Source organism: Archangium sp. (genome assembly GCF_045802675.1).
Taxonomy (GTDB): Bacteria; Myxococcota; Myxococcia; order Myxococcales; family Myxococcaceae; genus Archangium.
Genome location: NZ_JBJMQO010000089.1, coordinates 1 through 18019, shown reverse-complemented (window position 1 = coordinate 18019; position 18019 = coordinate 1). Strand labels below are relative to the sequence as shown.

The window sequence follows — 18019 nt, the reverse complement described above, 5'->3', positions numbered from 1 at the left end:
GCTCGAGCTGATGCAGACCTTCATCCGCATCGTCGACGCGGGCAGCCTGTCCGCCGCCGCCGCGCGGATGGGCACCACGCAGCCGACGGTGAGCCGCCGGTTGCAGGCGCTGGAGCGCTCGCTGGGGTTGAGGCTGATCCAACGCTCCACCCATGCGATGAAGCTCACCGAAGACGGCGTGCGTTGCTACGAACGCGCGAAGGAGTTGCTGGCCAGCTGGGAAACGCTCGAGGCCGACCTGCGCGGCGCGGGCGACGAACCAGAGGGCACGCTGCGCGTCGTGGTGCCCCACGCGTTCGGGCAGGAACTGCTGGTGGGGCCGTTGACGGAGTACCTGAATCGCCACGCGCGAGTATCGGTCGAATGGCTGCTGCACGACCGGGCGGTGGATTTCATCGCGGATGGTATCGATTGCGCGATCCACGTCGGCGAGGTGCATGACCCCAACGTGGTGGCGATCCGCGTGGCCGAGGTGCCGCGCATTGTCGTGGCCGCGCCGTCGGTGCTGGCGGGCGTGCCCGTGCCGGTCCATCCCGACGAGCTCGCACGGCTGCCCTGGCTGTCGCTGCGCACGTTCTATCGCAACGAGGTATCGCTGACCCATGCGGCCAGCGGCGAGGTCCAGCGCATCGTCTTCCGCCCGCGCCTCGGTACGGACAGCCTCTACGCCCTTCGCAGCGCCGCGGTGAATGGCCTCGGCGTCTGCGTGGCCTCGTCCTGGGTGCTCCACGAGGAAATCGTCCGTGGCCGGCTCGTGCACCTGGTGCCGCGCTGGCGGGCAGCGCCCCTGCCCATGTATCTGCTCTATCCGTATGCGCGGTTCCATCCGGCGAGGCTGCGCAGGTTCGTGGAGTTGATGCGGGAGACGATCCCCGCGGCCCTGGCGGGGCTCTAGCAGGCAGGCGTGCACGTCCCAGGCTCGCCACTTGCGTCGTCCGGGTGCGTGGAGCGCTCGCGCTTTCTCCTCTCGGGGCGGCCAGGAGTTGGCTAGCCTCCGCCGCGATGCCGATCGCTCCGCTCGCCGCTTCGCTCGCACTGCTCTCCACCCTGGCCACCGCACCCGCTCCGAACGCCGGCCCTCCGGACCTTCCCTCCGAAACCCCGGCCACCTTCACCCCCGCGGGCCAGCTGCTCGACCACGAGCGCCGCACCGTCGACATCCCGATGCGCGACGGCGTGAAGCTCCACACCGTCATCCTGCTGCCGCGCGGCGCGAAGAACCGGCCGATACTCCTGACGCGCACGCCCTACGACGCGGAGAAGCTCACCGGCCACGCCGAGAGCACCCACCTGTCCCGGGTGCTCTACGGCTACGACAACGCCACCGACGTCATCGTCGAGGGGGGCTACATCCGGGTCATCCAGGACGTGCGCGGCAAGCACGGCTCCGAGGGCGATTACGTGATGAACCGGCCGCTGCACGGGCCGCAGAACCCGACGCCGGTGGACCACGCCACCGACACCTACGACACCATCGACTGGCTGGTGAAGAACGTCCCCGAGTCGAACGGGCGCGTCGGCATCATCGGCATCTCGTACGACGGCTTCCTGCCGCTGATGGCGCTGGTCGACCCGCATCCGGCGCTCAAGGTGGCCGTGCCGATGAACCCGATGGTCGATGGGTGGATGGGCGACGACTGGTTCCACCACGGCGCCTTCCGCCAGACGATGCTGCCGTACATCCTCAACCAGCAGGCGACGCGCAAGGGCGACGTCAAGTGGGCGTCGGGCTACCGCGACCAATACGAGGAGTACCTCGCGGCGGGCTCGGCCGGGGAGATCGGCCGGCGGCACGGGATGGAGCAGCTCGGCTTCTTCCGCAAGCTGCTCGCGCACCCGGCGTACGACGCGTTCTGGCGTGAGCAGGCGGTGGACAAGCTGCTGGCGGCGCGGCCGCTGACGGTGCCGGTGATGCTCGTCCACAGCCTCTGGGACCAGGAGGACCTCTACGGGGCGCCGGCGGTGTACGAGGCGCTGGAGCCGAAGGACACCGCGAACGACCGCGTCTTCCTGGTGATGGGGCCGTGGCACCACGGCCAGGCCATCGTGAACGGCTCGAGCCTCGGCGCGCTCGAGTTCGGCACCGACACCTCGGCGCACTTCCGGCGCGAGGTGCTGCGGCCGTTCCTCGACCAGTACCTCGTCGAGGGTGCGCCCAAGGCCCGCATCGCGCCGGTGACCGCGTTCGAGACGGGGACGAACAAGTGGCTCGAGCTGTCGTCGTGGCCCTCGGGTTGCGCGAGCGGCTGCACGGTGAAGCCAGCCCCGCTCTACCTGCACCCGGGGTTCAGCGCCGGGTTCTCGGCTCCCGCCTCGGGCGGAGCGGCCTTCGACGAATACATCTCCGACCCGGCGAAGCCCGTGCCCTACCGCGCACGCCCCATCGTCGACGACACCAGCGCGACCGGCGCCTCGGCGACCGACCCCTGGAAGAGCTGGCTCGTGCGCGACCAGCGCGAGACCGCCTCGCGGCCCGACGTGCTCGTGTACGTGTCCGACGTCCTCACCGCCCCGGTGAAGATCAGCGGCCACCCGCAGGCCAACCTCGTCGCCTCCACCAGCGGGACCGACTCCGACTGGGTGGTGAAGCTCATCGACGTGTTCCCGGACGAGGTCGCCGAGCAGCCCGAGCTGGGCGGCTACCAGCTGATGGTCTCGGCCGACATCTTCCGCGGGCGCTACCACGAGAGCTTCGAGAAGCCCCGGCCGCTGCCCGCCGGCAAGCCGGTGACGTACCGCTTCGGGCTGCCCACCGCGAACCACGTCTTCCGGCCCGGCCACCGCATCATGGTGCAGGTCCAGTCGAGCTGGTTCCCGCTCTACGACCGCAACCCGCAGACGTACGTGGAGAGCATCTTCGACGCGAAGCCCGGCGACTTCCGCAAGGCCGCGCAGCGCGTGTACCACGCGCCGGGCCAGGCGAGCTTCGTGGAGCTGCCGCTCGTCACGCCGTAGGAAGCCAAGGAGGAGGCGGGCTCGGCCTCATCGGGTCGAGAGGGTCGCTGGAAGCGGCGGGAATCGAACCCGCGCCGGGCGGTGCGAAACTCCCAGCGGAATCGCGCCCTTACCTCGCAACCGCCCAGGTAAGGCCCGTGCCTGAAACGCGGCCCGTGCCTGAATCAGCGCCCGCCCCGCCGAAGCCCTCGCCAAAAAAAAGGCCCAAGCCGGAGCCAAGAGGGCCGGATTTCCCTCCCATTGGGCCAGTCGCTTCGGAGAATTGTGCTTGAGGACCAGGTGCCGGAGCTGCTGCACGAGCGCGCTCTCGCTCTGGCCTGCGGATTTGACTTCAAGGTCGGCGTGCGCAGCGCAGCGCACAAAGCCGCACTGGAATTCGCAGAGCCACGACTCACGGGCATCATCGTCGTCATGAACTGGTGCTGAAATGCCTGCAACGCAAGAAAATGACATTGGAATCATCGTCTACGCGCCTGCGCTCGTGAGCAGCGATAATCGCCCTTTGGCTGTTGTTCATGGAATGGAACGCGCGTTCCCTGGCTTGCGCCTGGAGTGGACGATTTCTCGCGAGGGGAAGCTGGTCCGGCTACCGCAGCGCGAGGCATGGCTCGCCCAAGGGAGGCCGACCGGAAGGGGGTTTCGGCTCATTTGTAATGGCGACGAGAGCTACCGGGTAACGGTGTCTGGATGGGAAAGCCCGGCGGGGCTCTCCCCGGGAGGGCAGGCACAGTTTGAAGTCCATGCAGCCCTGCCGCTCGACGCAACCGGCATCGCGGCAGCCGCGGACGTGCTGGAGGCATGACCGGCAACCTGTAGGGCCGCTGTGTCCTCCGCTGAGGCGTCACCGGGGGAACCTGGGAGTGGGCCGCCTTCACTCCCGGGCCTCTGGATACCGTCCCCGTGGCACAGGGCCTACGGAGCCGGCTGGGTGACGGTTGCTTGCTGGAGCGCCACCTGGGTCTGTGCCAAGGCCCGGCCGTTCATCGTCGCACCCGTCTGGAGCGTGATGTCCGTCTTGGACAGGATGATCCCCTCGAAGTGGGAGTCTGCTCCGAAGGTCGTCTGGCCAGCGACCTGCCAGAAGATGTTCTGGGCCCGTGCGCCGCCGCTCAGGGTGACCTTCTTGCCCGCGCTCATCGTGAGGTCTCCCGTCGTCTGGAAGATCCAGACATCATTCGCCCCGCCCGAGAGGACGACATCCACCGGGATTGTCACCGTGCTCGTCCACTTGTAGAGCCCCGGAACGAGCGTCAGCCCACCGATGTTCCCGGTGCCGAGCTCGAGGAAGTCAGGCGTGGGCCGTCCGGCGGCGTCGCTGTACGCGCTCTCCATGTTGCTGATGGCCGTGGTGAGGTTGGACGGAGTCGGCACCGCATAGTTGGCGGCGTAGGCCTTGCCGATCAACTGCGAGGAAGTGGAGAAGACATTCGTCGCATCGGCGACCAACGAGAAGCCCGTGATGAAGCTCGCGGCGGCGGGGCTGATTCCAATATCTCCTGTCACGGCGGAGGCCGGAACGGTCGAGATGGCCGTCTTGGCGAGCACCGCATAATTGCCCGCCATCCCAAGGCCCACGGGCGCCGGCCCCTTCGCCTCGGTGGTCCCGGTCGTGAAGCTCCAGGAGAACGCACTGGCCAGGCGGTTGCCTACCAGATCCATGACGCCGCTCGAAAGCTCGGCGGTGAAGGCCGTGCTGACGGCCAGGTTGCTCGTGGGGGTGAAGATCGCCGTCGTGCCCGTGGTCCCGTAGGCCACGGTGCCCGGGACCGGCGTGGTGCCCTGCTTCACGGTGAAGGTGGACGTGTTGAGCGAGCGCGGGTCCATCGCCTTGCTGAACGTCGCGGTGAGCTTCGCGTTGATGGGGACACCGGTGCCACCGTTGGGCGGATTGACAGCGCTGACCACGGGGGGGGCCGTGTCATCGGTGGCTCCCGTGGTGAAGCTCCAGGTGTGATCTTTGGCCAGGGCCCGGCCCGCCGGAGTCTTGGCCTTGGCCGTGATGACCCCCGTGAAGAGCGTGTTGGCTGCCAAGCTGTTCGTGGGGGTGAAGATCGCCGTCGTCCCGTCGTCTCCCGCGGCCACGGTGCCCGGGACCGGCGTGCTCCCCTGCTTCACGAAGAAGGACGCCGTGGTGAGCGAGAGCGGCTCCATCGCCTCGCTGAAGGCCACGGCGACCCTCACGTTGCGGGGCACGCCGCTGGCTCCATCCGCGGGGTGCGACGAGCTCACCGTGGGCACGGCGCCGGTCTCATCGGGACCCCCGCACGCGGCCAGGGTGGAGGTAGCGAGAAGAACGGAGAAGGAAAGGACCCATGCGATACGCATAGCGCTGCTGTGCTGAGTAGCCATGAAGGCACTCCGGGGAAGGGATTGGATTGTGCGAGGGATTTGATTCAAAACGCCGAAGGGCATCCACACCCAGGAGGAAGCGATATGTCTTCGGCGCATCGCCGCTAACGTTTCGACTCGTCAGGGGGTTGCGCTCTGTAACATAGGCTTTACCAGCTCAATGTCAACCAGACCCGGGCAATTGGCCTCGAACTGGCACGCCAGGAAATGGTGCGGGTGGAGGCGAAGCAGACTCAGGCCGGGGGGTCGAGCCGGCCAGGGGAAGCTCGAGCTTGAACGTGGCACCCCCACCCGGGGTGTCACCCACGGCGATGCGCCCACTGTCAACTCCCGCAGCAGTTCCTGGCGGGTGACGGTGCGCAGGTCCTTCCCCGCGAGCACTTCGCGACTGAGCCTGCCCCGGTTTTGTGGAACCACCTCATAAGTCGGGCATGGATTGGGTGTACGTGTTGAAGGAAATCCGCCCTGGCCCGCGGGCGTCAGATAGGTTCCGCGTTCATGCGGATGACCTCCCTGGCCTTGCTCCTCCTCGCGCAGCCCGCCGTGGCCGCGGTGAAGAACGTCTCGACGGTTGCCCAGCTGCAGTCCGCGCTCGCCTCGGCGCAGGCGGGCGATGAGCTCGTGCTCGCGGATGGCACGTACGCGGTGAGCGCCAACCTGAGCTGTGCGGCGGAGGGGACGGCGACCCAGCCCATCACCGTGCGCGCGGCGAACCGGCACGCGGCGCTCATCCAGTTCAACGCGCTCGAGGGCTTCAAGGTGTCGGGCCGGTACTGGACCTTCGACGGGCTGACCGTCGAGGGCGTCTGCCCCCAGGACGACAACTGCGAGCACGCGTTCCATGTCACGGGGCACGCGGAGGGCTTCGTGCTGCGCAACAGCCGCATCCGCGACTTCAACGCGCAGCTCAAGGTGAACGCGGCGCAGAACGGCAGCGGCGTCTACGAGATGCCCCACCGTGGCCTCGTGGAGCGTAACGAGCTCTACGACACGCATGCGCGCTCGACCTCGAACCCCGTCACCAAGATCAACATCGACACCGGTGACGACTGGGTGGTCCGCGACAACGACGTGCACGACTTCTCCAAGGCAGGCGGCATCTCCTACGGCGCCTTCATGAAGAGCGGCGGCAAGCGGGGCGTCTTCGAGCGCAACCGCGTCCTCTGCGTGAAGGACGCCCCGAGCGGAGACACGCGCATCGGCCTGTCCTTCGGCGGTGGAGGCACGGCCAACGCGTACTGCGCACCCGCCTTCGACGCGAGCGTCCCCTGCGACCCCGAGCACACGGATGGAATCATCCGCAACAACATCATCGTCAACTGCTCGGACGTGGGCATCTACCTGAACAAGGCCGCCAACACGAAGGTGCTGTTCAACACCCTCATCTCCACGACGGGGGTGGACTTCCGCTTCGCGTCCACCACGGGAGAGGCCCACGGCAACGTGCTGTCCTCGGTGGTGCGCGCCCGGGACAGCGGCAGCTTCACCGCCGGCACGAACCTGATGAACGTGGCCAATGGCACCTGGACCACCTGGTACCAGGCGCCACTGAGCGGTGACCTGCGCCTCAATGGCAACGTGTCCCAGCTCATCGGCGGAGCCGCCGCGCGAGCCACGGTGCCAGACGACTTCTGCGCCCGCCCGCGTCCCTCGACGGGGGCGTACACGCTCGGGGCCCTCGAGCACTCGCTGGGAGACTGCGACGGAGGAACCAGCGCCCCCGGGGACGCGGGGACCGGGCCGGATGCGGGAACGCTCCAGGACGCGGGGACGCCGGGGGACGCGGGGACGCCGAGCGACGCGGGGACCGTGGATGGCGGCAGCGGCGGGGATTCCGGCCCCGAGGACGAGATGAAGGGCGGCTGCAGCTGCGGCAGCGCCCCGGGCCTCACCGCCATCCTGCTCGCCCTCCTGCTGCCGCTCGTCCTGCGCCGCCGCGCTACCGGGGAGTGACCGGGTCGAGCCAGCGGAGCTCGGGCAGTGCCAGGCGGCGCGGGGGTCCACCGTCGACGCGCGACAGCGACAACACCATTCGCGACTGCCCGGTGTCGGAAGTGCCCAGCGTGAGGAGCCCGGCCTCCGCCAACCGTCGCAGCGCCTCCCCCGGTGGGACGTGCGTGGGAAGGTCGAGCTCGATGCCGATGATCTCCGCCAGGCCCGCCGGCCGCTGCCTGTCGCCGGCCCTTCCATCGGTCCAGCCATCGGGCCTGGCACTCCCGGGTGAGCGGAACACCATGGGCTGCCTCGGGTCTTCACTCGCGAGCGCCACGGGAATGGCCATGCCGGCGGGCAGGTAGGGCGGCCGATAATCCCAGGTGGGAAACGGCAAGGGCTGGTCGGGCGCGGTGCGCAGAGCGATTCCGAAGGGCGAGGCTCCCGTCTCCCGCCACCGGGCCCTCTCCGCGAGCCGGGTCCGCGCCACCGTCGGCCCGGTCAGCTCCGCTTCGTCCTCCGCCCAGACGAGCTCCAGAAAGGCGTTGTCGAAGCAATAGCAGACATTGGCCGTGCCCTGGCCCACGTGCCGGCGCCGGACGCTCTCCCGCAGGCCCGCCGCTTCCAACCGCGCCGCCTCGGGCGCACCTCGCTCGATGAAGACGAAGACATGGCACAGCTGCGGCGCAGGCGACATGGACGGCCTCCTGGAGGGAGAGCACGGATGAAACATAGGCGCCCGGGGACGAACGCCATGCCCCACCGGAGGATGTCGCCCGGGCCGTGCGGCGCCAAGCGGTCCTCCGGAGAAGGCATGGCGCTCGAGCTGGCTCAGGGCTCGTACGAGCAGCGCAGGACCTGGCGGTAGGTGCCGCACTGGCCGAAGTCCGTCGTGCCCGCGGGCTGGGAGTGGTAGCAGGTGTAGACGGCGGGGTCGCAGTCCGGGCTGGGCCAGACGTCGTAGGCGTCGCCATCGGTGAGCGCGAACTCCGTCACGCGCGCGACGAGGCGCGCCGTCTTCTGCATGGCCACGCCGTCATCGGCGCCCGCGCTGAAGGTGAGCGGGTCGGTGTGCGGGTCGATGGCCTGGTGCAGCGCCGGGTACGACCAGTCGAGGCGGTAGTTGGGCCGGCCGTAGACCTGCGGAATGCCGTCGGTCGCCGTGACGGAGAGCCAGTCCGTGTACCCGGACACCGAGGCGTGGCCGCGATAGAGGACGTTGGTGGTGCCCTGGACGACGTAGACGGGGTTCACCGCCTCGTCGATCCAGATGCCACTGTCGCCGCGGAAGTCGAAGAACCGCGGGGCAATCACGATGCGCGCGGTGTACGAGCGCGGCGTGCCCGTGTTGGTGCCGACGCGGACGAAGAGCGGCAGGCCGGAGAGCACGGTGTTGAGCTCGTAGCCCTCGTGCAGGACGATCTCCAGCCGGCGCTCGCTGATGATGTGCGCGTCTCCGAAGGCGTCGTCGGGGACGAAGCTCAGGACGTCCGCGAGGTAGCGGTTCGCGGTGGCGTGGATGATGAGGGCGCGGACGCCATCACGCTCCTCGAAGGTGCCGAGCGTCTCGAAGCTGAGCTCGTTGTCGCCCACCGAGGCGTAGAGGCGGGTGGCCGTCGCCGCGGCGGTGCTGACACCGTTCTCCTCCGCGGTCTCGGGAGGGGCGTTGGTACAGGCCGCGAGCGCGGCGAGGCTGGCAAGGGCGAGGGTGCGGAGTTGCATGGGGGGTCTCCAGGGGTGAGGCTTCCCGAGTACCACAAGCCCATGACATGCCGCAGGCGGGGACAGTGCCGACGGCGTTGCTCTAGCAACGGGGGTCTGTTGATGCCTGTCGGGGAAGGTGTGCCGCCCTACCTGGCGATCGTTGCGCACTCCACCAGCTGCCAGGACCTGTACCCGAAGGTGAAGACGGCCCTGGAGGGCCAGTTCGATACCCTGCCGCGGGCGGGGCGCTGAGCGGGCGCGTGCCGCTCAACGGGGGCGGGTGGGAATGCACCGCCCCACGGAGCCCTTCGCACACTCCTTGGAGTCGGTCCATCTGGCGCCGGACAGCTGTGCCTCCATCAGGTCCGCCCCCTCCAGGTTGGCCCATTCCAGATTCGCGTCGCGCAGATCGGCGCCCCGGAAGATGGCTCCCTCGAAGTTGCACTTCGCCAGGGTCGCGAACCGGAGCTTCGCTCCCGAGAGGTCCGCGCGCATGAGGAGCGCGCCTCCACTGGGCACGTGATAGACATTCGTCTTCTTGGATTGGCGATAGAGCCCCATCGGGCCGTTCATGACGCCGCTCTCCAGGTTGATTCCGCGCAGATTGGCGCCCTCGAAATTGACGGACTCCAGGGTGTTGGTGTTGCGCAGATCCACCCCTTCCAGGTTGGCCCCCTGGAACTGCGCGTTCATCAACCTGGCATCATCGAGCCGGGCCCCACGCAGGTCCGCCTGCCGCGCATCCACGGCTTCCAGCCCGGCGCCGGTGAGGTCGGCGTTGCGCAGGCGCGCGCGAGCCAGCTTCGCGCCCGGCAGCGTCGCGCCCTTGAGGCGGGCCCCCTCGAGGTCCGCACCTTCCAACGAGGCGTCCGTGAGATCGCACCCCTCGCACTCACGCGTCTCCAGCAGCCGCCGGACGGTCTTCTCGCGTTCACTGAGGCACCCGGAGAGGGTGGGGACGCCCAGCAGGAGGACGAGGGAGAAGAGCCGGCCGAGGCGCATCGGGTGTCGCATGGTCCTGGAGTCTATCCCGTCCCCTGGAGCAACGTGTGGGGCTGGGGCCGCGAGGGCGATGCGTACACCTTCGCCAACCAGGGCTACGGCATCATCCTCGCCCACGCGACGGGCCTCTACCTGGACATGGCTTACAACAAGGATCCCGGCAGCCGCATCGCGGTGCTGGACTGAAGCGTGTCAGACGGGGCGGCCGCATCAGTCATTGGGAGCCCCGGCCAGGCTCCACGAGCGGATGCGGGCATCGTGGGGCTCATCCATTCCTATATGACAGACGCCGTGTCTTCCACGAAGGCGAGCACCTGCTTGAAGGGCACGTCCGACAGCAGGCCGAACAGTTTGTGTTTGGTGAGTCTGGCCCGTGTGGCGCTCGGTGAGCTGATGCCGCAGAGGAACCTCGCCATCTGCCGGGTGGACGCGAGGGCCTCGTGTCCCTCGGCACGCAACTGCTTCAGCTTCGCGGCCTCCTGGGCTCCCGGTGGTCTCACGGCCGAGGGCGGCAGCTTCCCGGTGCGCTCGCCCTCGCACCAATCGCAGTGCCCGCAGTCGGCCTTCAAGTCCTCCCCGAAATAGGTCAGCAGGAAGCGCGTGCGGCAGCCTTCATGGTCCGCGAAGTCCAACACCTGCCTCAGTCGCCTTACGTCCCGGCTCTCGCGCTCGCTGAACCGTCCCACCATCGTCCGGGTGAGTCCGGCCACGTCGAAGTCCGTGCGCTTCAGGCGATACCCCTGCCGCATCCCCGTCACCTGGAGCTTCAACGCCTCCTGTTCCTCGAGGTAGTTGAGCGCGGCGATGATGCGCTGGCGCGGCTCGCCCAGCTTCCGGGAGATGCCGTCGAGCTTCAGCCGAGACCAGGTCTTCATGGGCTCGGCCTCGGCGAACACCCGCCGCAGGAAATCGGCACGCTGGGCGTCGAAACCCGCGAAGACCTCGTCGAGCGGCTTCAGGGCCTGGAACTTGTACTCCGTGTAGAACGGGCCGGTGGACTCGAGCAGGCCGTCCAGCTCCAGGTACGTCAGCATCGTCTCGATGACCAGCGGACGGACATCGTGCGCCCCGGACAGCTCGTGAATGGAGAGGTCGAACGTCTCTCCCTGGTCGAGCACCTGCCGCAGCACTCCGTCCACCGCCTCGGGCGTGGGCGTGTCCCCGTAGGTGAAGTTCTCCAGCACCGTCACGTCTTCCATGGCCGCCAGCAGCTCGCACACCGAGGGCTTGCCATCGCGGCCCGCGCGGCCGATCTCCTGCGCGTAGTTCTCCAGGCTCTTGGGCAGGTTGCAGTGGTAGACCGCCCGGATGTCGCTCTTGTCGATGCCCATTCCAAAGGCAATGGTCGCGACCACTACCGCGTCGTCCGAGTCCATGAACCAGTCCTGAACCTGGTGACGCACCTCGGGCTCCATGCCCGCATGGTACGCCTTCGCGGCGAAGCCACCTCCAGCCAGGAACCCGGCCAGCTCCTCCGCCGTGCGCTGGAGCGTGACATAGACGATCGTCGGCCCTCGCGGACGGGAGCGCAGGCGTGACAGCAGCAGCTCCCGGCGCTCGTCGCCACCGTGTCCACGCGTGACGTGCAACGAGAGGTTGGGCCGGTGGAACCCCGTCTGGATGACGTCCCCGGCCTCGATGTCGAACGCGGCGGCGATGTCCCGGGCCACCGAGGGCGTGGCCGTCGCCGTCAGCGACAGCACCCGCTCCACTCCCAGCGTCTTCGCGAGCGAGGCGAGCTTCATGTAGTCGGGCCGGAAGTTGTGTCCCCACTCGCTGATGCAGTGGGCCTCGTCCACCGCGAGCATCGCGATGCGCAGGCGGCGCAGCGTCTGGAGGAACCGCTCGTTCGCCAGGCGCTCCGGCGCGATGTAGAGCAGCTTGAGCTTGCCCGCCCTCAGGTCCGCGTAGAGCTGGCGCAGCTCCTCCGGCCCGAGCGTCGAGTCGAGCCGGGCGGCGGGAATGCCCCTACTCGTGAGGAAGTCGATCTGATCCTTCATCAAAGCGATCAGTGGGGAGATGACCAGCGTGACGCCTTCCAGCATCAGCGCGGGGAGTTGGTAGCACAGGCTCTTGCCGGCTCCCGTGGGGAAGATCGCGAGCACGGACCGGGACTCCAACAGCCGCGAGACGACCGCCTCCTGCCCCTCGCGGAAGCCGGGAAAGCCGAAGACGGAGCGGAGGAGTTCGGGAGCCGAGGGCATCCCTGCACTGTGTCACGGCGGGGGACCACCCGGTAGGACACCAGGACAGCGGCCGGCTGGATGCTGTCCTTTATGCGGGGCTGCGCTCCGACGTCCTCACCGCCTTCACGCGGCCTGCTCAGCTGGCTGCAGCGCTGGGGCCACCCCAGCACGCGTGGTGTCGAGCCTCGAGCAGTCACGCTGCCCAGACGCCAACGCCCCTGCTGCCTCCCCCTGGGGGGCCACCTGGGCCGGCGTGTGCCCCATGGGGCTGCACCGCTTCTCCACCGGCCCCGGCGCACAGCCCTCGTGGCACCCGTCAGCAGCCCTCCTCGTCCCCTCGGCTCCAGTTCTCTCCCTCAACACGGCTCTCCACCAGCAGCAGGATGGCGCTGATGATGACGGGGGCGCTGTGTGTCCGCTCCGGGTCGGGCACTGTGCCCCGACGACCCAGAGAACGGACGGCCCTGGAACGGGAGGCTCTGGTCCTTCACCCTCACCGGGGGCCAAGCCCGCCGTGAAGAAGGAACTGCCGTGGCTGACGGTGCCGGGCGGGCAAATGCAGACGACCCTCTTCTATGGCCCCTGGCAGTGCCGCCGGGAATTCATGAACGGGTGCCAGAGGGAGTGCGCCAGTGAGGGCCACACACTCAAGGGGTGCATGTGGCTGGCCGACTTCAAGTTCGATTGGAAGGGAAGCCTCGTCATCCTACCCGTTCCCGTTAATGCCGGGAGCCGCTACGGCATCTACCACTGCTGCTGCAACTACACCGAGTTGTCGAAGGGGGACACACGCGCCGCTCGCAAGAAATGGGAAGGGAAGAGAGAGTCCTTCCGGCGGAGTTGGAGCGAGAAGTTCGGAACGTGGCCGGAGAAAGGTGACGTGTCCTGGCCAGGGCACCACATCCGGGATCTCAAGCACGGGGGAGAGCCGGTTGACCCCAACAACGTCATCCCCGCCGAGCCTGATGTTCACGAGATATTCAACGAGCAGTACCCCGCTTGCTACGACGGCAAATCCCCCTGGAATACAGTGGGCCCCGACCTGCCCTACACGGACAACTGACGATGGCCACGCCCCTGAACAGCTTGCTCGAAGAGGTCTCCCGCGAGCACTTCCCCCATGCTCCCGCCACACCCGAGGAGATCGAAGAGTTCGAGCAGCGGGTGGGTTGGCGGCTGGACCCTGACCTCCGGGCCTTCTATCTGCACTGCAACGGGGCGGAGCTGATTAAACGGTTGCCGGATAGCCCCTATCGCATCCTTCCCCTGTCGAAGATCGTCCGAGCGCGGGTCGCCATCTTCGGGAAGAAGAACGATGACGACGCGCACGGTCCCGCCTCGATGTGGGCCATCTGCGACGTGCAAGATGGAAACTACCTGCTGGTGGATGTGGCCCGGCAGGAGAATGGTCGCTACCCCGTCATCGACGGCTGGCACGAGGCGTGGCCGGACCCGAAGTATTGCGATCAGATCGCCACCTCCTTCTCGGACTTCTTGGAGCGGGCCCTGCGTGATGGCCAGGCCTACTGGCTGGACGAATGAGACGATGCCCTCGCCCATGAGCCGCTTGCTCTAAGAGGTCTCCCGCGACCACTTCCCGTATCCACCCGATACGCCCGGCCGGATCAATCAATTCATTCATTTGTTGATTGCCGAGCCTGGGTGTGTGTGAGGCGGGGGAGCGAGAACCGCTCATTCCTGGAGGCCGAGGCGGAACTGCGCGTCAGGGCCTTGCCCAGACCCCCCACTCACCTCTCCCAACCCCGCGCCCCTGTTCCCGTCTCCAAAATGTCTCCAGGGCTGGAGGGAACTTCGGAAGACAGGTGGGACAAGCGGGGACGGGTCCGTGGACTCGAAGCCCTCCTCGTCCCCTCGGCTCCTGCTCTCCCTCAACACGGCCCCATCCCGCCTATACGCTGCCGGGCGCCGGTTCCTCGGCGGGGAGCCTGTCTGCTCCCGGAGCATGCACCCTCCGGGACACCCGGCTGTACAACCGGTACGCCCCCCTCTGGCGATAGTTGACAGCGGCAACCATCTCCTTGACGCTGGCACCATGTCCGACAAGGCGATGGCCCAGCGCGTGGAGGCGGTGAGGCGCTTCAACCGCTTCTACACGCAGAAGATTGGAGTTCTGCACGAAGGGCTGTTGGACAGCCCCTTCTCCCTGGCCGAGGTGCGCGTGCTCTACGAGCTGGCCCACCGTGAGGAGCCCACGGCCACGGAGCTCGGCCAGGAGTTGGGACTCGACGCCGGCTACCTGAGCCGCATCCTCAGCCGGTTCGAGAAGAAGGGCCTCCTCCGCAAGAAACCTTCCCAGGACGATGGACGGCGGAGCCTCCTCCAGCTCACACCGCGGGGCCGGGAAGCCCTCGCCGCGCTCGATGCGCGCTCGAGTGCCGAGGTCACCCGGATGATGGCCGGACTGTCTCCCACCGGGCAGCGGCAACTGGTGGAGGCGATGCACACCCTCGAGGGACTGCTCGGCGCGAAGGCCGAACCGAGGGTGCCCTACGTGCTCCGGCCGCACCAGCCGGGAGACATGGGGTGGGTCGTCCACCGCCACGGCGTGCTGTACGCCCGGGAGTACGGCTGGGACGAGCGCTTCGAGGCCCTCGTGGCCAGCATCGTGGCGGAGTTCATCCAGAAGCTCGACCCGAAGCACGAGCGCTGCTGGGTTGCGGAGAAGGACGGCGAGCCCGTCGGCTCCGTGTTCCTGGTGAAGAAGTCGAAGACGGTGGCCAGGCTCCGCCTGCTGCTGGTGGAGCCGTCCGCGCGGGGGCTGGGGATCGGCTCGCGGCTGGTGGACGAGTGCGTGCGCTTCGCCCGTCAGGCCGGCTACCGCAAGGTGACGCTGTGGACGAACAGCGTGCTGCTCGCCGCCCGGCGCATCTACGAGGCGGCCGGCTTCGAGCTCGTCCACTCGGAGCCGGACCCTCTCTTCGGCGCGGGGCAGGTCGGCGAGACGTGGGAGCTGGTGCTCTGAGGTCACGCCCGGGCGAGCCGGTCTCGCACGTCCCACAGGAGTGACTCCGTCTCGGAATCGGGTCTCGTTCTCCTGCGCTGCGCCTCCTGGAGCAGCGTGAGCTTGACAAGGAATGGAATCCTGGATTTTCATCGATTGATGGCTAATCCCATTCACGCGGTGGCGCTGTTGCCTCGCCTTCTCGCCGTCGGTTTGCTGTCGAGTCTCGCCGTGGGTTGCATGCCGGAGGAGAGCGGGGAGGAGCCCGCAGGGTTTGGCACGACGGAGCAGGAGCTGTCGGGTTGTCCCTCGTCGCGCGTGAAGAAGGCGGGCCGCGTGGTGAACGGCGCCCTGCTCTGCGGCGACTGGCAGTGGATCAACGCCGGGATGCGGCACTATTCGAAGATGGTCGGCGCGCGCTCGGGAGGAAAGGCCGACCTGTACATCAAGTCGAACACCACGGGGACGTGGGTCGTGGCGTCCTACACCGCGAACACCTCGACCGAGGTCATCGATTGGGCGCCCACCACCAGCGACTGGTATCAGGTGTGTGCGTACGGGGCCGGCGACTGGGACGATGTTCGCTTCACCAGCGACGCATCGAACCCCGCGCTCTGCGGCGGCGTCGGCACGGCCATGGATTTCTGCTTCGGCGCCGTGGGTCCGAACTGCGACGGTGTCCCCGCCGCCTCGCCCTGCACCCTCCGGGGCGACGCCATGATGGAGTGCCAGGTCGCGGTGGGCTCACAGCTCCACGATACGTGTTGCTCGCACAACCCGGGCGGGTACATGTGCGGCGGCAGCGGCAATCCGCAGAACTGGCCTTCGGACTGCCGGGCCGAGTGGGATCACGCGCAGAACGACGTGACGACCACGCGGCAGTTCCCTCGCCTCTTCGATCCCACGGAGCCCTCGTACCGCCCCACGGACACGGCGACCTGGAGCTCGTTCTCCACCTACGACGCGCGCAACCGCGGACGCCCGAATGGGCTCTCCATCAAGACGCCCGTTGGCAAGGCGCTCTGGGACGTGGACGCGCAGAACGGCTGGTGCCAGAACCCGAGCAGCTACGACACCTACTGGAGCGTCCAGGGCTGGTACGCGGTCTGCCGCTGACCCGCGGGTTACAACGCCTCGAGCCGCGTCAGCCTGTCACGCAGCTCGCGTGGGGGTCCACTGCCTAAACGCACTGCCGACGACAGCCCCGGCTCCGAGGTCTCCTCGGGCCGGGGTTTTTCTTTCGAGCCAGCGACGGGTAGAGCCGGGCCCTACATAAAGATCCCGGGCGCCGTCTCCAGGGCGGCACGCAGTTCCTCAACTGTCGTGTCCATATCCTCGGCCTCAGTGGGAGCGTGCCAGGTCACCGCGGCCGTGCCTTCCGGCGACTCACACGCCACCTTGACGGTGACTCGACCGAAGCGACCGGGCCAAGCGTGCTGACGCAGCTGCGCCGCATGTCCCCGTGGGTCCAGGAAGGTGTAGCACGGCCACCGTGGCAGGCGGATGGTGCTCATGTCGCAATTGTTGAAGCCAACCCCATGGAGCTCGGCCTCGGAGAAGTCGCAGTCCTCGATCCCGCCCGGCTTCCACCGCCGCGTGTCCACCAGGCCCTCGCGGAACCCGAACTCATTGCCCCTAAAGCGGCCCTTGAATCGACACCCATTGAGCGTCATCTGCGCCCACACCACGCCCTTCAGCTGGCCCTTCGCCTGGATGGTGCAGTTGATGAACCGTCCCGACATAGGCACCAGAGAACGCCCGGCCGCGCTGATGATGACCGTCGAGTCGCGCACCGTGAGGTCCGGGCCAAGCCAGTAGATCGGTCCCTTTTTAAGCTCCAGCCGCTCGCCGACAATCTCTCGCTTCTCGTAGTGGATGTTGGGAGTCACGCGGGCCTCAGAAGAAGATCATGCGGAAGAAGGTGCTCGCCATCCGCCGCCCGTGCAGCGCGAAGTTCGAGTCGGTGCCGGACAGGATTTCGTAATGGTAACTCTGTCCGCTCGGGCCAGTGATGTCGACACCGCGGCTGTTCCACGACAGGCCTGGGAACCGTAGCCTCATCTGCGCCTCGACCCATCGCCCGCGAGCCTGTCGCTCCAGGAGGTTCGCGCGATGCTCCAAGCCGCGCTCGAGCATCGACTCGATGGCTTTCCGCTCCTCGGTACTCAGGTTCGCTGTCGACCACTCTCCCGCCAATTCCTTCACCGCCGCCTGAAGCTCGTCGCCCAGCGGATCCTGCACCGGAATGTCGTGGATGCTCTTCCCGGGTGGGAGGTGCCACCGCTCCCCGTCGCTGAGGAGGATCTGCTTGTTGCCGCCGCGGTGCTGAATGACCACCGTGCCCGAGCGCCCTCCAGCAGCTCCCGAGCTTCCGCTCTTGGCCAGAACGTTGATGGCCACCGGCGCCTGCGGGGAGGTGAGGACGACGAGCTCGCGGCTCTCCTCTACCACTACCTCCACCGCAGCCGCCTCCTCCATGGCCACGGCCACCGAGCCCTCCATCCCCTGGGCCGCCCACTGCGCCTGCACCTGGTTGAACCTGGGCAGCGAGCGCACGTGCGCGGCCACCTCGCCGAGAGTCCGCCCGCTGAGCGTGGCCACCGCGAGAATGAGGGCCCGGGCCGCGTCCGTCCCAATCACCCGGCCGAAGGCCTCGCCGGCGTCGCGCAGCTCCTCGAAGGTGGTGGCCTCGTGCGCCCGCTGAGCCATGGTGGCCCAGCCGTCAACGAGGCCCCACATGGCGTCCACACCCAACCAGGCCACCAGCACCACGGACAGCGCGGCCGCAGCCGCCTTCGTGCTCGGCTCGGGAAAGCCCCCAACGACGCACCCCCTTAAAGACGCAGCCGTCGCGAGATTTGGTGGTCATCACCCACCCGATTCATCCGTTCGTGGGTCGCGCATTCCCCGTGCAGCAGCGACTGCGCTA

The 18019-nt window shown here is 67.9% G+C and carries 18 protein-coding genes; 11 read left to right on the top strand and 7 right to left on the bottom strand.

Annotated elements, in window-relative coordinates; all coding sequences use genetic code 11:
- Positions 1-10 precede the first annotated feature (10 nt).
- The 4 genes from ACJ8AN_RS25400 to ACJ8AN_RS25385 all read left to right on the top strand — a co-directional run bounded on the left by ACJ8AN_RS25400 (position 11) and on the right by ACJ8AN_RS25385 (position 3757).
- Positions 11-895 (top strand): LysR family transcriptional regulator, encoded by an 885-nt coding sequence (locus ACJ8AN_RS25400; RefSeq protein ID WP_407758047.1) that lies wholly within the window; start codon positions 11-13, stop codon positions 893-895.
- Positions 896-1002: 107 nt separating this feature from the next.
- Positions 1003-2955 (top strand): CocE/NonD family hydrolase, encoded by a 1953-nt coding sequence (locus ACJ8AN_RS25395; RefSeq protein ID WP_407758046.1) that lies wholly within the window; start codon positions 1003-1005, stop codon positions 2953-2955.
- 240 nt (positions 2956-3195) lie between these two features.
- Positions 3196-3381, top strand: a complete 186-nt coding sequence (locus ACJ8AN_RS25390) for a DUF6310 domain-containing protein (protein WP_407758045.1) — start codon at positions 3196-3198, stop codon at positions 3379-3381.
- Between the two features lies 1 nt (position 3382).
- Entirely contained in the window at positions 3383-3757 is a 375-nt protein-coding gene (locus ACJ8AN_RS25385) for a DUF5953 family protein (RefSeq protein ID WP_407758044.1), read from the top strand.
- Between the two features lie 110 nt (positions 3758-3867).
- Here ACJ8AN_RS25385 and ACJ8AN_RS25380 read toward each other — a convergent pair whose 3' ends face one another.
- Complete coding sequence (locus ACJ8AN_RS25380) at positions 3868-5193, bottom strand: ice-binding family protein (RefSeq protein ID WP_407758043.1); 1326 nt, start codon at positions 5191-5193, stop codon at positions 3868-3870.
- Positions 5194-5802: 609 nt separating this feature from the next.
- Between ACJ8AN_RS25380 and ACJ8AN_RS25375 the strand changes: the two genes are divergently transcribed.
- A complete protein-coding gene (locus ACJ8AN_RS25375) occupies positions 5803-7257 on the top strand; it encodes a chondroitinase-B domain-containing protein (protein WP_407758042.1) in 1455 nt (484 codons plus the stop codon).
- Here the strand turns inward: ACJ8AN_RS25375 and ACJ8AN_RS25370 are convergent.
- Together ACJ8AN_RS25370 and ACJ8AN_RS25365 are read right to left on the bottom strand one after the other, a co-directional pair.
- Positions 7244-7933: a VOC family protein gene (locus tag ACJ8AN_RS25370; RefSeq protein ID WP_407758041.1), complete on the bottom strand. Its 690-nt coding sequence runs from the start codon at positions 7931-7933 to the stop codon at positions 7244-7246. The two genes, ACJ8AN_RS25375 and ACJ8AN_RS25370, sit on opposite strands and share 14 nt — an antisense overlap.
- Before the next feature lie 134 nt (positions 7934-8067).
- Entirely contained in the window at positions 8068-8958 is an 891-nt protein-coding gene (locus ACJ8AN_RS25365) for a hypothetical protein (protein ID WP_407758040.1), read from the bottom strand.
- A 102-nt stretch (positions 8959-9060) separates the two neighbouring features.
- On the opposite strand from ACJ8AN_RS25365, the gene ACJ8AN_RS25360 reads away from it, so the two are divergent.
- A complete protein-coding gene (locus ACJ8AN_RS25360; protein ID WP_407758039.1) occupies positions 9061-9192 on the top strand; it encodes a hypothetical protein in 132 nt (43 codons plus the stop codon).
- Positions 9193-9207: 15 nt separating this feature from the next.
- Here the strand turns inward: ACJ8AN_RS25360 and ACJ8AN_RS25355 are convergent, their stop codons facing one another.
- Complete coding sequence (locus ACJ8AN_RS25355; RefSeq protein WP_407758038.1) at positions 9208-9954, bottom strand: pentapeptide repeat-containing protein; 747 nt, start codon at positions 9952-9954, stop codon at positions 9208-9210.
- Here ACJ8AN_RS25355 and ACJ8AN_RS25350 point away from each other — a divergent pair.
- Entirely contained in the window at positions 9946-10128 is a 183-nt protein-coding gene (locus tag ACJ8AN_RS25350) for a hypothetical protein (protein WP_407758037.1), read from the top strand. The genes ACJ8AN_RS25355 and ACJ8AN_RS25350 overlap by 9 nt on opposite strands.
- A gap of 89 nt (positions 10129-10217) precedes the next feature.
- On the opposite strand, the gene ACJ8AN_RS25345 is transcribed toward ACJ8AN_RS25350, so the two are convergent.
- On the bottom strand, positions 10218-12146 hold the full coding sequence (locus ACJ8AN_RS25345) for an ATP-dependent DNA helicase RecQ (protein WP_407758036.1): 1929 nt from the start codon (positions 12144-12146) through the stop codon (positions 10218-10220).
- Positions 12147-12642: 496 nt separating this feature from the next.
- Between ACJ8AN_RS25345 and ACJ8AN_RS25340 the strand changes: the two genes are divergently transcribed.
- From ACJ8AN_RS25340 to ACJ8AN_RS25325, 4 genes are all read left to right on the top strand, one after another.
- Positions 12643-13191, top strand: coding sequence for a hypothetical protein (locus tag ACJ8AN_RS25340; protein ID WP_407758035.1), 549 nt, complete (start codon positions 12643-12645; stop codon positions 13189-13191).
- Between the two features lie 2 nt (positions 13192-13193).
- Positions 13194-13670: an SMI1/KNR4 family protein gene (locus tag ACJ8AN_RS25335; RefSeq protein WP_407758034.1), complete on the top strand. Its 477-nt coding sequence runs from the start codon at positions 13194-13196 to the stop codon at positions 13668-13670.
- 511 nt (positions 13671-14181) lie between these two features.
- On the top strand, positions 14182-15111 hold the full coding sequence (locus tag ACJ8AN_RS25330; protein WP_407758033.1) for a GNAT family N-acetyltransferase: 930 nt from the start codon (positions 14182-14184) through the stop codon (positions 15109-15111).
- A gap of 138 nt (positions 15112-15249) precedes the next feature.
- Positions 15250-16206, top strand: a complete 957-nt coding sequence (locus tag ACJ8AN_RS25325) for a hypothetical protein (RefSeq protein WP_407758032.1) — start codon at positions 15250-15252, stop codon at positions 16204-16206.
- Positions 16207-16358: 152 nt separating this feature from the next.
- Here ACJ8AN_RS25325 and ACJ8AN_RS25320 read toward each other — a convergent pair whose 3' ends face one another.
- Positions 16359-16979: a hypothetical protein gene (locus ACJ8AN_RS25320; protein WP_407758031.1), complete on the bottom strand. Its 621-nt coding sequence runs from the start codon at positions 16977-16979 to the stop codon at positions 16359-16361.
- A gap of 7 nt (positions 16980-16986) precedes the next feature.
- Positions 16987-17829: a hypothetical protein gene (locus ACJ8AN_RS25315; protein ID WP_407758030.1), complete on the bottom strand. Its 843-nt coding sequence runs from the start codon at positions 17827-17829 to the stop codon at positions 16987-16989.
- Positions 17830-18019: the final 190 nt, after the last annotated feature.